Annotated in this window: 12 protein-coding genes and 2 pseudogenes; 9 read left to right on the top strand and 5 right to left on the bottom strand. The window is 73.4% G+C overall.

Annotated features, from left to right (window positions below; translation table 11 throughout):
• Positions 1–84 precede the first annotated feature (84 nt).
• From N8I86_RS33435 to N8I86_RS33450, 4 genes are all read left to right on the top strand, one after another.
• Positions 85–1,173, top strand: coding sequence for an S-(hydroxymethyl)mycothiol dehydrogenase (locus N8I86_RS33435; RefSeq protein ID WP_123440624.1), 1,089 nt, complete (start codon positions 85–87; stop codon positions 1,171–1,173).
• Positions 1,173–1,802, top strand: a complete 630-nt coding sequence (locus tag N8I86_RS33440) for an MBL fold metallo-hydrolase (protein WP_073890890.1) — start codon at positions 1,173–1,175, stop codon at positions 1,800–1,802. Before N8I86_RS33435 ends, N8I86_RS33440 begins: the two co-directional genes overlap by 1 nt.
• Before the next feature lie 85 nt (positions 1,803–1,887).
• Positions 1,888–2,802, top strand: coding sequence for an SDR family oxidoreductase (locus N8I86_RS33445; RefSeq protein ID WP_123440626.1), 915 nt, complete (start codon positions 1,888–1,890; stop codon positions 2,800–2,802).
• A gap of 58 nt (positions 2,803–2,860) precedes the next feature.
• Complete coding sequence (locus N8I86_RS33450) at positions 2,861–3,652, top strand: SDR family NAD(P)-dependent oxidoreductase (protein WP_263279478.1); 792 nt, start codon at positions 2,861–2,863, stop codon at positions 3,650–3,652.
• 21 nt (positions 3,653–3,673) lie between these two features.
• Here the strand turns inward: N8I86_RS33450 and N8I86_RS33455 are convergent, their stop codons facing one another.
• The gene (locus tag N8I86_RS33455) at positions 3,674–5,062 is read right to left on the bottom strand and encodes a pyridoxal phosphate-dependent decarboxylase family protein (RefSeq protein ID WP_263279479.1); all 1,389 of its coding nucleotides are present in this window, start codon (positions 5,060–5,062) and stop codon (positions 3,674–3,676) included.
• A gap of 251 nt (positions 5,063–5,313) precedes the next feature.
• On the opposite strand from N8I86_RS33455, the gene N8I86_RS33460 reads away from it, so the two are divergent.
• Positions 5,314–6,009 (top strand): L,D-transpeptidase, encoded by a 696-nt coding sequence (locus tag N8I86_RS33460; RefSeq protein ID WP_263279480.1) that lies wholly within the window; start codon positions 5,314–5,316, stop codon positions 6,007–6,009.
• 4 nt (positions 6,010–6,013) lie between these two features.
• On the opposite strand, the pseudogene N8I86_RS33465 reads toward N8I86_RS33460, so the two are convergent.
• A pseudogene (locus tag N8I86_RS33465) lies at positions 6,014–6,490 on the bottom strand (Gfo/Idh/MocA family oxidoreductase); the annotation flags it as partial.
• A 1-nt stretch (position 6,491) separates the two neighbouring features.
• On the opposite strand from N8I86_RS33465, the pseudogene N8I86_RS33470 reads away from it, so the two are divergent.
• Both N8I86_RS33470 and N8I86_RS33475 read left to right on the top strand, forming a co-directional pair.
• A pseudogene (locus N8I86_RS33470) lies at positions 6,492–7,187 on the top strand (ROK family protein); the annotation flags it as partial.
• Positions 7,188–7,286: 99 nt separating this feature from the next.
• Entirely contained in the window at positions 7,287–7,478 is a 192-nt protein-coding gene (locus N8I86_RS33475) for a hypothetical protein (RefSeq protein ID WP_073890881.1), read from the top strand.
• A 174-nt stretch (positions 7,479–7,652) separates the two neighbouring features.
• On the opposite strand, the gene N8I86_RS33480 is transcribed toward N8I86_RS33475, so the two are convergent.
• Positions 7,653–9,038, bottom strand: coding sequence for a S1 family peptidase (locus N8I86_RS33480; RefSeq protein WP_263279481.1), 1,386 nt, complete (start codon positions 9,036–9,038; stop codon positions 7,653–7,655).
• A 121-nt stretch (positions 9,039–9,159) separates the two neighbouring features.
• Positions 9,160–9,990, bottom strand: a complete 831-nt coding sequence (locus N8I86_RS33485) for an SAM-dependent methyltransferase (RefSeq protein WP_123440630.1) — start codon at positions 9,988–9,990, stop codon at positions 9,160–9,162.
• 283 nt (positions 9,991–10,273) lie between these two features.
• Here N8I86_RS33485 and N8I86_RS33490 point away from each other — a divergent pair, with 283 nt between their 5' ends.
• Both N8I86_RS33490 and N8I86_RS33495 read left to right on the top strand, forming a co-directional pair.
• Positions 10,274–11,452: a MalY/PatB family protein gene (locus N8I86_RS33490; RefSeq protein ID WP_263279482.1), complete on the top strand. Its 1,179-nt coding sequence runs from the start codon at positions 10,274–10,276 to the stop codon at positions 11,450–11,452.
• 59 nt (positions 11,453–11,511) lie between these two features.
• Positions 11,512–11,898, top strand: a complete 387-nt coding sequence (locus tag N8I86_RS33495) for a PPOX class F420-dependent oxidoreductase (protein ID WP_073890875.1) — start codon at positions 11,512–11,514, stop codon at positions 11,896–11,898.
• 51 nt (positions 11,899–11,949) lie between these two features.
• On the opposite strand, the gene N8I86_RS33500 is transcribed toward N8I86_RS33495, so the two are convergent.
• Entirely contained in the window at positions 11,950–14,709 is a 2,760-nt protein-coding gene (locus N8I86_RS33500) for an alpha/beta hydrolase (protein WP_263279483.1), read from the bottom strand.
• Between the last annotated feature and the right edge of the window lie 185 nt (positions 14,710–14,894).

A 14,894-nucleotide genomic window follows, 5' to 3' on the forward strand; every position in this document is an offset into this window, starting at 1 on the left:
CGTTCGTCGTCGTGGTCCGTCCCGCCCGCCGATCGACAGCGCGTAGGGTCGGCGGGTAGGCATGTCGAAGGAAGGGGCCAGGCCATGGCGCAGGAAGTACGCGGCGTGATCGCACCGGGGAAGGACGAGCCCGTACGGGTCGAGACGATCGTGGTGCCGGACCCCGGGCCCGGCGAAGCCGTCGTACAGGTCCAGGCCTGCGGCGTGTGCCACACCGACCTGCACTACAAGCAGGGCGGCATCTCCGACGACTTCCCCTTCCTGCTCGGCCACGAGGCCGCCGGTGTCGTGGAGTCGGTCGGCGACGGCGTCACCGACGTGGCGCCCGGGGACTTCGTCGTCCTCAACTGGCGTGCCGTCTGCGGCGCCTGCCGGGCCTGTCTGCGCGGCCGCCCCTGGTACTGCTTCAACACCCACAACGCCGCGCAGAAGATGACGCTCGCCGCCACCGGCCAGGAACTCTCCCCGGCCCTCGGCATCGGCGCGTTCGCCGAGAAGACGCTGGTGGCCGCCGGACAGTGCACCAAGGTCGACCCGGCCGTCTCCCCTGCCGTCGCCGGACTGCTGGGCTGCGGCGTGATGGCCGGCATCGGCGCAGCCATCAACACCGGCGGGGTCGGCCGCGGCGACTCCGTCGCCGTCATCGGCTGCGGTGGCGTCGGCGACGCGGCCGTCGCCGGGTCGTACCTGGCCGGCGCGGCCCGGATCATCGCCGTGGACATCGACGACCGCAAGCTGGAGAAGGCCCGCACGCTGGGCGCCACCCACACCGTCAACTCCAGCGACACGGACCCGGTCGAGGCGATCCGCGAACTCACCGGGGGCTTCGGCGCCGACGTCGTCATCGAGGCCGTCGGCCGCCCCGAGACGTACAAGCAGGCCTTCTACGCCCGCGACCTCGCCGGCACCGTCGTCCTCGTCGGCGTCCCGACGCCCGAGATGAAGCTCGAACTCCCGCTGCTCGACGTGTTCGGCCGCGGCGGCTCCCTGAAGTCCTCCTGGTACGGCGACTGCCTGCCCAGCCGTGACTTCCCCATGCTCATCGACCTGCACCTGCAGGGCCGGCTCCCGCTGGACGCGTTCGTCACCGAGACGATCCAACTGGACGAGGTGGAGAAGGCGTTCGAGCGGATGCACCAGGGCGACGTGCTGCGCTCGGTGGTGGTCCTCTGATGACCGTCCGCATCGAACGCCTCGTCACCTCCGGCCAATTCAGCCTGGACGGCGGCACCTGGGACGTCGAGAACAACGTGTGGATCGTCGGCGACGAACGGGAGGTGATCGTCATCGACGCCGCCCACGACGCCGAGGCGATCGCCCGTGCCGTCGACGACCGGCGCCTGTCCGCCATCGTGTGCACCCACGCGCACAACGACCACATCGACGCGGCCCCCGCCCTCGCCGACCTCACGGGCGCCACCATCTGGCTGCACCCCGACGACCTGCCGCTGTGGCGGATGACCCACCCGGACCGCGAGCCCGACCGGCACCTCGCCGACGGCCAGGTCCTGGAGACCGCGGGCGCGGACCTGACCGTCCTGCACACTCCCGGGCACGCGCCGGGCGCCGTCTGCCTGTACGACCCCGGCCTCGGCACCGTCTTCACCGGCGACACCCTCTTCCAGGGCGGCCCGGGCGCCACCGGACGTTCCTTCTCCCACTTCCCGACGATCATCGACTCCATCCGCGACCGCCTCCTCACCCTGCCACCGGAGACCAAGGTCCTCACCGGCCACGGCGATCCCACCACGATCGGCGCCGAGGCCCCCCACCTGGAGGAGTGGATCAAGCGCGGTCACTAGACCCGCTGGAAAAGACGACAGGAGATGTCCGGCTTTCCCGCGACAGTGGAGGACGACAGCAGTCGCACCGCACGGAAGGCCGGACATGTCGGACGAACCACAGGGCAAGGTGGCGCTGGTCGCCGGGGCGACCCGGGGCGCGGGCCGGGGCATCGCCGTCGAACTCGGCGCGGCCGGCGCCACCGTCTACGTCACCGGCCGCAGCACCCGCGCCCGCCGCTCGGAGTACGACCGCCCCGAGACGATCGAGGACACCGCCGACCTCGTCACCGCGGCCGGCGGACGGGGCATCGCCGTACCCGTCGACCATCTGGACAAGTCCGCCGTACGGGCCCTGGTGGACCGCATCGCGGATGAGCAGGGCCGGCTCGACGTCCTCGTCAACGACATCTGGGGCGGCGAGAAGCTCTTCGCGTGGGACACCCCCGTCTGGGAGCACGACCTCGACAACGGGCTCCGGCTGCTCCGTCTCGCCGTGGAGACCCACGCCATCACCAGCCACCACGCCCTGCCGCTGCTGCTGCGCCGGCCCGGCGGACTGGTCGTGGAGGTCACCGACGGCACCGCCGAGTACAACCGCGACACCTACCGCGTGAACTTCTTCTACGACCTCGCCAAGGCCTCCGTGCTGCGCATGGCCTTCGCCCTCGGCCACGAGCTCGGCCCGCGCGGCGCCACGGCCGTGGCACTGACACCGGGCTGGATGCGCTCGGAGATCATGCTCGAGGCGTTCGGCGTCCGGGAGGACAACTGGCGCGACGCCCTCGACCGCGAACCGCACTTCGCGGTCTCCGAGACCCCGCGCTTCACCGGCCGCGCCGTCGCCGCGCTCGCCGCCGACCCCGACGTGGCCCGCTTCAACGGCCGGTCGCTCTCCAGCGGCGGGCTGGCGCGGGTCTACGGCTTCACCGACCTCGACGGCAGCCGCCCCGACGCCTGGCGGTACCTGGTCGAGGTGCAGGACGCGGGCAAGCCGGCCGACGTCACCGGATACCGGTGAGCCGCGGGGTCCACCGGTTCCCGTGATACGGCGCCCTCCGGGGCCGTACGGTCGCCCCATGACCGATCACACCCGCTTCGCGGGACACGGAGTTCTCGTCACGGGCGCCGCCCGCGGCATCGGCGCCGCCGTCGCCCGGCGGCTCGCCGAGGAGGGCGGCCGGGTCCTGGTCACCGACCGGGACCTGCCGGAGGCCGAGCGCACCGCCACCGCGCTCGGCCGGCAGGGCCTCACCGTCGAGGCGTATGCCTGCGACGTCGCCGACCGCGGCTCCGTGGAGGCGGCCGTCGCCCGCGCCGTGGCCGCCTTCGGCTCCCTCGACGTGCTGGTCAACTGTGCCGCCCACTGCACCCCGGACGTCCCGCTGTTCGAGGACGACCCCGACGACGCCTGGGCCCGCGACCTCGACGTCACCCTCACCGGTGCCCACCGCTGCTGCCGGGCGGCGCTGCCCCACCTCGCCGCCTCCGGCCGCGGGGCGATCGTGAGCATCGGGTCGGTCAACGGCCTGCAGGACTTCGGCAACCACGGCTACAGCGCGGCCAAGGCCGGCCTCGGCTCCCTCACCCGGACCCTCGCCGGGCACGCGGCCACCCGCGGGGTGCGGGTCAACCTGGTGGTGCCGGGCACGGTCCGCACCTCGGCGTGGGAGGGGCGCGACGACGACCTCGCCGCCGTCCGCGGTCTGTACCCGCTCGGCCGGGTCGGCGAGCCCGAGGACATCGCCGCGGCCGTCGCCTTCCTCGCCTCCCGTGACGCCGCCTGGATCACCGGCACCAGTCTGGTCGTCGACGGCGGCCTGACCGCGGTCAACACCGGCTTCCGCACCGCCGTACGGCCCACCCCCTGAGCGCGCCCGGGGCCCCGGACGTCACCCGGCGGCGGCCGCCAGCGCCTCCAGCACGCGGTCGGTGTCGGCCTGGGTGGTGCGCCAGTTGCTGAACGCGGCCCGCAGTCCGGGCACCCCGCCGTACACCGTGGGCGTCACGTACGCCTCCCCGGAGGCGGCGACCGCCCGGGCCAGCGCGTCGACCCGCTCCTGCGACGGATCCCCGGCGAGGGTGAAGCAGACGACGTTGAGCCGGACCGGCGCCAGCAGCCGCAGACCGGGCAGGGCGTCGATGCCCGCGCCGAGGCGGCGGGCCAGCGCCACGTTCCGCTCGACGATCTCCCGGTGCCCCGCGCGGCCGTAGGCAACCAGCGAGAACCACGCCGGAAGGGCGCGCAGCCGCCGCGAGTTCTCCGGGGTCAGGTGCAGGAAGTCGGGCTCGCCGGTGGGCAGGCCGAGGTAGGGGGAGGCGTTGTGGAACACCGCCACCTGCAGATCGGGGCGGCGGGTGAACTGCACGGCCGCGTCATAGGGCACGTTGAGCCACTTGTGCAGGTCCACGCAGACCGAGTCGGCGGCGTCGAGACCGTCGACGAGCGCGGCGTGCTCGGGGGACAGCGCGGCGAAGGCGCCGAACGCCGCGTCGACGTGCAGCCAGAAGCCGTACCGCTCCTTCAGGGCGGCGATCGCCCGCAGATCGTCGAAGTCGACGGTGTTCACGGTGCCCGCGTTGGCGACGACGATCGCGGGCCGGCCGTCCCGCCCGGCGAGCGCGGCCTCCAGCGCGCCGACGTCGACGGCCTCCCGGCCGCCGGGCAGCAGCGGCACCGGGCGCAGCCGGTCGCGGCCGATGCCGAGCACGGACATCGCCTTGGTGATGCTGGAGTGCGGGCTGCCGGAGTAGACGTCGACCGGGCCCAGCGCGGCCGCGCCCTGCCGGGAGACGTCCACGCCCAGCCGCTCGCCGATCCACTCCCGCGCGATCGCGAGGCCGACCGTGTTCGACATGGTGGCGCCCGTCACGAACGCCCCGCCGTGCGCGTCGCCCAGACCGAACAGGTCGCGCAGCCAGTCCACCGTCTCCCGTTCCAGCTCCCCAGCCCACGAGCCGCCCGCGCCCGACAGGTTCTGGTCGAGGGCGGACGTCAGCCAGTCACCCGCGACCGACGCGGGGGTGGCGCCGCCGGTGACGAAGCCCAGATAACGGGGGCCGGCCGAACCGGAGAAGCCCGGCGCCCACCGCTCGGCGAACCGGGTCAGGGCGGCCTCGGCCCCGGCGCCCTCGGCCGGAAGCGGGGCACGCCCGGGCGCCCGGCCGGTGGCGGCGACCGGGCGCTCGGCCAGACCGGTCAGCTCGCCGGCGGCGAAGTCGCAGGCGTCCTGCAGGAGTTCGGGGAGCCGGGAGAGATCGCCGGCGAGTGCGGGGTGCATGTGCCGCAGCGTAGGACGACCGGCCGGCCGCGCACCCGGTCCAATCAGCGACAACTGGACCGTGTCGGGTCCCGCCGGCCACCCGTGTCACCGTCCGGCCGGGCGGCGAAGTTCACCGTTTTGTCACAGCCCGGCCACTCGCACAACCATGGCCGCCCCCGGCGGGTCTAGTAGTCCGAGGTCGCGGGAATCGCGCAGGGAGACACCCGGGGGAGGCCCCGGGGCGCCGGGGAGAAGAGGAAGTACCCATCATGGGGGACATACGCAGACGAGGTGCCGTCGTGCTGGGCGTCACGGGGCTGGTGGCGCCGCTCGCCCTCGCCTTCACCGCGGCACCGGCGCAGGCCGCGAGCTGCACCACGCAGGCGGGGCCGTACCAGAAGCAGGTCGAGAAGTTCCTCGGCCGCCCGGTCGACGGCAAGCAGTCCGCCGCCGACTGCAAGGCGACGCAGGCCTTCCAGACCAAGCACGGCATCACGCCCAACATCGGCTACGCCGGGTCCGTCACCTGGGGCGTGATGGACCTGATGAACAAGCAGAAGGCCGTCGGGAGCAATCCGAACAAGGACGGCAAGTGCCCGGTGAACAAGGGCCGTATCGCCTGCGTGAACCTCACGCTCCAGCTCAGCTGGATCCAGGACGGCAAGAAGCTCGTCTACGGCCCGGTGCCGGTGCGCACCGGACGCGACGGCTACGAGACCCGCACCGGTCTGAAGAAGATCTACTGGCGGGACATCGACCACGTGTCGAACATCTACAACGTGCCGATGCCCTACAGCCAGTTCTTCGACGGCGGCCAGGCCTTCCACTCGGTGAGTCTGAGCATGTGGAACCCGCCGGGCTCGCACGGCTGCGTCAACATGACCACCACGACCGCCAAGAAGTACTGGTCGCTGCTGAAGAACGGCGACGACGTCTTCGTCTACGGCCGCAAGCCGGGCACCTGAGCCCTCACGCCCCGGGGGCGTCCCCGAAGTCGGGGATCGCCAGCCGGACCCCACCCTGCCGTGCCGACTCGTGCGCGACGATGCCCGGCAGGGTGTAGCGGGCGGCCACCCAAGTGGTGGCTGCCCTCGTGCCCGTTGTGCAGCCCGTCGAAGACGCGCGGCAGCCGGGAGCGGTCGTGCACCGGCGCCGACCCCGAGGTGAAGGCCGCCCGCAGCTCGGGCGCGATGCGGTCGACCGGACCGCGTCGATGATCGCCCGTATCTCGTTCGTGGTGATCGCCATGGGGACGGCGGAGTACACGTGCTTGCCGGCGTTCAGCGCCGCGAGGACCAGCGGGCCGTGCGTCCAGCGCTGGGTGAAGATCGCGACCGCGTCGACCGCCGCCGACTCCAGCATGGCCGCGTACGACGGGAAGGTGCCCGCGAGGCCCTGCGCGGCGGCGAGCCGCTCGGCTCGCTCGGGCAGCAGATCGGTGACATGGGGTGTGGGCGGCCGGGTGCGCGAGCGCGCGGTGGTGGCGGAGTCGGCCTTCCTGGGCTGGCGGGACGTGCCCTTCGCCGCGCTGCTCCAGGAGCGCACCGGCCTGCCCGTCGTCGTCGAGAACGACGTGGCCGCCCTGGTGGAGGCGGAGACCTGGTTCGGCGCGGGCCGGGGACTCGACCGGTTCGCGGTCCTGACCATCGGCGCCGGCCTCGGCCACGGGCTGGTGCTCGGCGGCACGCGGGTGCCCTTCGAGGAGGAGGACCGGGGCTTCGGCCGGTACTGGATCCTCGACCCCTCCGGCCCGCTCACCCCCGACGGCGCCCGGGGCAGTACTGTGTCCTTGCTCACCGTCCCCGGGACCGGCACGGACGCCCGCTACGAGGACATCCTCGCGGGTGCCGGAGCGGGCGAACCCATGGCCTCCCGGGTGATCGGCGAGGCCGCCCGGGCGCTCGGCACGCTCGTCGCGCAGATCGCCAACGTCGCGATGCCGCAGAAGATCCTGCTGGCCGGCGAGGGGGTCGGACTGATGGATGTGGCGGGGAACACGGTCCGGGAGACCGTCCGCGCCCACCGCCATCCGCTCGCCGCCCCGGTCGACCTGGAGACCAGGGTCTCCGACTTCCACGACTGGGCGCGTGGCGCGGCCGTGTTGGCGATCCAGGTCCTGGTGCCCGGCGGGAGGGAAAAGTGAACTCCCGTCCGTGACGGACTCATTGACGTGATGAGTAACACGGTCCGATATGTCCGTATCCGGTGGGCTTACTCACAGCGCCTTCACCTCCGGCGGCATATGCTTCACAGCATGTCCACCACTGTTGAAGCCGTCACCGAGCGATCGGCCGCGGAGGTCAACGAGGAGATCCGGGCCCTGTGGCTCCGGTCGGGCGGGACACTGACGACCGAGCAGCGCGCGGAGTACCAGCGCCTCGTGTTGGAGTGGGCCGCCGCGGCCCCGCAGGCACGGCCGCACCGCGCGGCCTGACCGACCCGGCGCCCGTCGCGCCGCACCGTCCCGGGCACCCGTGAGCGCACGGGTGCCCTTCTCGTTCTCCCTCCGGGCCCTCGCACGGCGCAGCCGTCCCGAAGCCCGCCCGAACCGCGCACGGCGCCCCGTGAAGGCCGCGTGCCGTGCGCCCGGTCCGCTCCCGCCGGCCGGTCAGCCCCAAGTCGCCGAGTAGTACCGCTGGTACGCCTTGCGGTCCTGCTCCGAGCGGATGTACCGGGTCGCGACCAGAGCGATCAGACTGCCCGCGACGACCAGCAGGCCCGGACCGACGTTCCGTGTGTCCGTGAGCCGTGCCAGCAGGGTGCTGCCCTCCGACGTGCCCGTGACCGGTGCCGAGGAACCCGGCGAGGCCGCGTTGGGCGCCATCCCGCCCTGGGCGGCGGGCGCCGACGGCGCGCCCGAGGGCGGTGTGCCCTGGGCGCCGCCCGCGTTCTGGGCCGACACGATCAGCCGTACCCCGAGGGTCGTCATCGCCTTGGTCACCGGCTGGAAGAACGTCGTCCCGCCGGTCTTGCAGTCCCCGTTGCCGCCGGACGTCACACCGAGCGCGATGCCCTCGGAGAACAGGGGGCCGCCGCTGTCGCCCGGTTCGGCGCACACGTCGGTCTCGATGAGTCCGGTGACCGTCCCCTCCGGGTAGTTGACGGTCGCGTTCAGTCCGGTGACCTGGCCGTCGCGCAGTCCGCTGGTGCTGCCGCTGCGGAACACCCGCTGTCCCACGGCCGGATCGGCTGCCCCGGTGATCCGCACGCCCTTGCCGCCGCCGACCGAGACGACGTCGGCACCCGCCCCGGCCTTTCCGGAGGCGTACTGCACGAGGGAGAAGTCGGTGCCCGGGAAGGCGCTGTCGACGGTCTGGCCGAGCTGCTGGTCACCCTGGTTGTCGGCGAACCAGGTGGATCCGGCGGGCCCGCAGTGGCCGGCCGTCAGGATGAAGTCGCGCTGGCCGTTGGTGACGTTGAACCCCGCCGAGCAGCGGCCACCGGTCGACAGGATCGGCAGGGCGCCGTTCAGCCGCGTGGTGAACGCACCCTTCGTGCGTTCCATGTGCACGAAGCCGCCTATTCCCGCGGCCACCTGCGTCATCCGCGACCAGTCGCCGGCCGACACCGTGCTGTCCGCCCGCACCACGACCCGGTTGGTGCGGTAGTCCACCGCCCAGGCCGTGCCGACCACACGCGGTGCCGAACGCAGCGTGGCCGTCGCCGACTTGAGCTCGTCCATGCTGCGGGGGACGACCTTCGCCGTGGCCCCCGCCTGCCGGACCGCCCGCGCCGCCGCGTCGTCGGTCACCGCCACGACGGGCCGCCCGTCCGCGCCGATCCAGCTGCCCGCCGTCCGCGCGGTGCCGAGCCGCGCCACGAGTGCGTCACCCGGGTCCCCGGCGCCGGCGGCGGAGCGGAGCGCCCCGGTGGTGGCCGGGGGTGTCTCGCTCGCCATGGCGGCCTGGGTGACCATGGCGCCCCCCAGGAGGAGTCCGCCGACCGCCGCCAGCCGTGTCACTCGCCGGACGACCCGTCGTCGTGCGTGCCGCATGCAGGGCTCCCGAAACCGAACCAGGTGGGGCGATGCCCGTACCGGCACCGCGGGGCACTCGGGTCGTCGAGTGCCCGTTCCTCCATACGGCGCGGGCGGCGGCGGCGTTCACCGGCGGCGGTCAGTTCTTGCGCGCCACCCCGCCGAACATGGCGACCTCCTCCGGCTCGCCCTGGGCGGTGTCCTCCGGGCGCCAGCGCGAGCAGGACACCACGCCCGGCTCCAGCAGTTCCAGGCCGTCGAAGAACCGGGTCACGTCCTCGGGGGTGCGCTGGGTCAGCTTCGGGGTGCCGTGCTCGTTCCAGAACTTCACCGCCTCGTCCACGTCCGGCATGGACGGGCTGGTGATGGTGTGGGACAGCACCAGGTGGCTGCCCGCGGGCAGCCGGTCCGTCAGCTGCCGCACCAGACCGTACGGGTCCTCCTGGTCGCCGATGAAGATGACCACGCCGAGCAGGATCAGCGCGATCGGCTCGCTGAAGTCCAGCGTCTTCGCGGCGTGTTCGACGATCGCGTCGACGTTGCGCAGGTCCTCGTCGAGGTAGTCGGTGCGGCCCTCGGGCGTGCTCGTCAGCAGGGCCCGGGCGTGGGCGAGCACGAGCGGGTCGTTGTCGACGTACACGATGCGGGACTCCGGCGCGACGCGCTGGGCGACCTCGTGCGTGTTGTCGGCGGTGGGCAGCCCGGTGCCGATGTCCAGGAACTGCCGGATGCCCACCTCGGACACCAGGTGCCGCACCGCGCGGCCGAGGAACAGCCGGTCCGCGCGCGCGTACTCGCCTATGCCCGGGTGCAGTTGGCGTATCTGGTCACCGGCGGCGCGGTCGACCTCGTAGTTGTCCTTGCCGCCGAGCCAGTAGTTCCAGATCCGGGCGGTGTGCGGCTGGCCGGTGTTGATGCGGGCGCGCAGCGACGCGGCGACGTCGTTGGTGGCTGCCGGGTTCTCGGTCACGTGGGTCAGCTCCTGGATGCCGGGGATGCCTGAGAAGATGCCTGACGAGGTGTCCGGTGCCCCGCCCGGCGGGTCGCCCGACGCGCGCGGTGCACCGTGCAAGACGCAATCTAGACGCCCGAGTTGATCTCCGCCGCACGACCCGGCGTTTCCGCACGCGGACCCCGCCCCGCGTCACCGGCGGGGTCCTGGTACGACCGGTGCCCACCGGACGGCGAACGGACCGGGAACCGCCCCCGTGTCCGCGTTCCCGCCGCCCGCAGCGCCCCCTATCTTGGGCCCCATGACCAGCATCCCGCACGTCACACCCGGCGAACCGGACCCGCTGCGCGCCCTCGACCTGGAGCGGCTGCGACGTCGTACGAGCATGAAGTGGCGCACCTATCCCGAGGACGTGCTGCCCCTGTGGGTGGCCGAGATGGACGTCCCGCTCGCCGGACCCGTCGTCCGCGCCGTCACCGACGCGCTCGCCCTCGGCGACACCGGCTACCCCGCCGGCACCGCCTACGCCGAGGCCCTGGCCGCGTTCGCCGCCGACCGCTGGAACTGGTACGACGTCTGCGTGGAGCGCACCTCGATCGTGCCGGACGTCATGCTCGGAGTGGTGGAGATGCTCCGGCTGGTCACCGGCCCCGGCGATCCGGTCGTCGTCAACTCGCCCGTCTATCCACCGTTCTACCAGTTCATCACCCATATGGACCGCCGGGTGGTGGAGGATCCGCTCGGGGCCGGTCTGCGCATCGACCTCGCCTCCCTGGAGGAGACCTTCAAGGAGGTGACGGCCGGCGGGGGACGCGCCGCGTACCTGCTGTGCAGTCCGCACAACCCCACCGGCACCGTGCACACCGCCGGTGAACTGGCGGCCGTCGCCGGTCTCGCGGAACGGTACGGCGTCCGCGTCGTCGCGGACGAGATCCACGCGCCGCTCGTCGACCCCGGTGTCGCCTTCGTGCCCTACCTCAGCGTCCCGGGCGCCGAACGCGGCCTGTCCCTGATGTCGGCCAGCAAGGGCTGGAACCTGGCGGGCCTCAAGGCCGCCCTCGCGCTCGCCGGGCCCGGAGCCGCCGACGACCTGCACCGCATGCCCGAGGAGGTCGGGCACGGCCCCAGCCACCTGGGCGTCATCGCGCACACCGCCGCCCTGCGCGACGCCACCGGCTGGCTCGACGCCGTGCTCGCCGGGCTCCGCGCCAACCGGCTCCTGCTCCGCGACCTGCTCGCCGACCATCTGCCCGGCGTCCGCTACGACCCCGCGGAGGCCACCTACCTGGCCTGGCTCGACTGCCGTGCCCTCGGCCTGGGTGACGACCCGGCACGGACGTTCCTGGACCGGGGCCGGGTGGCCCTCAGCTCCGGCATCCCCTTCGGCACCGGCGGCGCGGGCCACGCCCGTCTCAACCTCGCGACCTCGCCCGAGATCCTCACCGAGGGGGTACGGCGCATGGCGGCGGCCCTGCGCTGAGCGACCGGCCCCGGCGACCGACCGGGGGCTTCACGGCCGTGCGGACCTACACTGCGGGAATGGACGACACACGGCTTGACCTGCTCGGCTCCGGCAAGTACCTGCTGGTGACCAGCTACCGGAAGGACGGCACCCCCGTCGCCACTCCCGTGTGGGTGGTCCGGGACGGTGACGGCCTCGGCGTGTGGACGGCCGCCGACAGCTACAAGGTCAAGCGGATCCGGCGCCGCGCCGACGTCCTCGTCGGCCCCTGTGACCTGCGGGGCAACCCCACCGGTGAGCAGGTGCCGGCCACCGCCGCGATCGCCGACGCGGCCACCACCGCCCGCTACCGGGGCCTCATCGCCCGCAAGTACGGCGTCGTCGGACGGCTGACGCTGCTGGGCAGCCGGCTGCGCCGCGGCCTCGACGGCACGGTGGGCATCCGGGTGGCCCTCACGGACTGAGGGCCACCCGGTGGGCGGGGGCGTGCCGCGCCGCCTCACCGCCCTCGCGTGCTACGACGCGTTCTGCACCGAGCCGTCGAGCACGAGTCCGCCCGTCTGCGGCTTACCGGTCTCCGGGTCGATCTGCCGGAACCGCACGGACTCCACCGGCTCCGTCACCCGGTCCTCGACCGTGGGCACGGTGATGTCGGTGCTCGTGCGCCCCGGCGGGATGTCCACCCACAGATAGAGGCCGTCCACCTTCGACAGCCGCCGCTCCGGGTCCGGCTTCGCCCCGGCGGTGTCCCGCAGCCAGCGTGCCGAGACGTCCTTGGTGGACAGCTCCGGACCGGTGACCGGCGCGACCTGGAACATCGTGGTCATGTCGACGTCGACCGCCTGGGAGAGGGACACCCGCCACTTCAGCGACTTGCCCTCGGCCACCTTGTCCGCGACGGGGGTGACGGTCATGGTGGGCGCCGGATCGTCGTCGTGGACGGTGATCCCGCCCCGGTAGGAGCCGACGACCGCCCCGCGGACCGCCTTCACCAGCACGTCGTACGACACGTCGGTGCCGTACCGCGTGTTGCCCTTCACCTCGACCGGTACGTCGATGCCGTCGCCGCCCGCCCGCACGGTGACCAGACGGTTCTTCGTCCGGCCGGTCGCGGGGTCGACGACGTACACCCGGACCTGACCACTGCCCTCGCCCGTGACCCGGACCGGGACGTGGTAGGTGCGCACGCCGGAGTCGCCCTCGTCGACCGTCGTGCGGCCGAGGTCCACCCGGGGCAGCGCGGCGGCCCGCACCGCGGGCGTTCCCGCACGCCAGCCCCAGGCGTCCATCAGCCAGGCCCGCCCGGACGCCGAACGAGGCGTCAGCGTGAGCGACTTGACCGACTTCAGGTCGAGACCCGCGCGGGTGGCCGCCGTCAGCGGCACCCGGTACTCACGCGCCCAGTAGGAGGCGGTGCGCTCACTGCCGGGCAGACCGTCCGCCCGGAGGCGGCCGAGCGTCGCCTTCTTCCCGGTGGCGTCGGTGACGGACACGTCCAGCTGGGTGCCCCGCGAGTTCGGCGGCACGAACAGCCGCAGCGCCAGCGACGTGGAGCCGGACAGCGACAGGGGCTTCCCGGCGCTCACCCGGGTCGCGGTACCGGCGTGCGTCCAGTGCAGCGCGACCGCGTGCCGGCCGGCCTCCCGGTCGGTCTCCCACTGCGCGAAGTGCGGGGAGGAACCCTTGGCGCCCGGGTCGAGGCAGGTCTTCGACGGGCTCGGGTCCACCGCGTCGCACAGCTTGCCGCCGGTCACCGACACCCCGCCGTCCGGCAGGAATCCGGCACCCCGGCGCGCGCCCACGGCATGGCTGAGCACCCGGGCCGGGTCCGCCGTCGGCGCCCGCTTGCCGGAACCGTCGAGCAGCGGCCGCACCTTGTCGTCGCCGGCCAGGAACAGCCGGGCGGCGGCCGCGATGTACGTCGCCCCGGCCTTGTGCTGCTGTCCGGCGGTCAGCCGGGTCGCGGCACGCTTGCCGCACACCTTGTCGGGGTGCTGCGGGTCGTCGGAGAAGTCGTCCTCGGCGGGCGCCGCGGACTGGCCGGGCGTCCACTCGGAGTTGAAGAAGTTGTGGTTGGCGCCGACCACGTACACGGCACTGTGCAGCGCGGTACCGCTGCTGACCGCGCGGGTGCCGTCGACGTAGACCTCGCCCTGGAGGTCGGAGACGTCACCGTCGCAGCCCGGCAGGATCGTCAGGGACGGCACGTCGGGGACCGGGTTCTGCCCGAAGACGGTGGGGCCGATCAGGACGGTGCCGCGGATGTTCCAGCGGGCCGGGCCGGGCTGGGCGTCCTGGTCGGCGGGCGGTGCGTAGAGGCTGTCCAGCGCCGCCCGGTTGACCCCCTCGCCGCCGCGGGAATGCCCGACGAGGAGCACCCGCGACAGGTCGGTGCGGGGCGCGTCGCGGACGACCGCCGGCGCGGTGTCGGGGTGTTCGGCCCAGTCGGCCCAGCGGGCCAGGTGCTGCCGGACCAGCGAGGAACGTGCCTGCGCGCCGCCGTCCTCGGCCAGGTGGTCCTGGCCGTTGATGCCGTTGGCGGAGATCGACACGGTCATGTAGCCCTGGGAGGCCAGGAGTTTCTGGTCCCGCAGATAGCCGCGGTGGCTCGGCACCGGTTTCGTGCCGGCCGGGCAGGGCCACTCCCCGGAGATGTCACGCCCCTTGTAGCACGTGTAGTGCCGGCCGTGCAGGAACAGCGCCAGCGGCCGCTTGCCGGGCGCGCCGACGGGCGCGACGACCACCGCGCGCATCTCCACCGGCGCCGGGAATCCGGGCAGCCGCACCGACTTGAGGCCGTACTCGCCCGTCTTCGTGCGGTACGAACCGGGCTTGCCCGGGTCCACCGCGTTCGCGGGCAGCGGGGCCGGCGGCCGGGCCGCGTCGGCCGTCGGGGCGGTGCTCCGCGCATCCAGCCGGCGCCCTCCCGACCAGACCTGCAGACCCGTCAGTTCCCCGGCCCGGTGCCCGTCGAGCGGCAGCCGGAAGGTGTGCCCGTCCCGGCCCGGCCGCGGCACTCCCAACAGCTGTCCCCCGGAACGGAATTCGACGCGTGCGTCGCCCATCGGCACCGGCCGGTCCGAGCGCCACTCCAGCTGCGGTGCCGAGCGTCCGTCGGAGATCCGCCAACCGGGCGGCAGATGCCCGTCGTCCGCCGCCGTCGACGTTCTCACCTGCGCGGGTGGTCGGGCTTGCGCCGCTGCCACCCCTGGTGAGGCTCCCGCCACCGCGAGCAGCGCGGCGGCGGTCACCCCTATGTGCCGGGCACGGACCACTGTTCCTCCTCGAACCCCGGACCCGGGCGTCCCGTCGGTTCCGGGAGCCCTCTCGTCCCCGGAGGATGGAACGGCGAGTGAGTGGGTTGCCTGTGGAGGAGAAGTGATGGATCACATCATGCGCAACAACGCCCCGTGACCGCGTAGTTCGGCCACGGTGGGGGCGGCGGTCCGGCGTCCGCCGC

Origin of the sequence: Streptomyces albidicamelliae, assembly GCF_025642175.1 — a bacterium.
Classification (GTDB): domain Bacteria; phylum Actinomycetota; class Actinomycetes; order Streptomycetales; family Streptomycetaceae; genus Streptomyces; species Streptomyces albidocamelliae.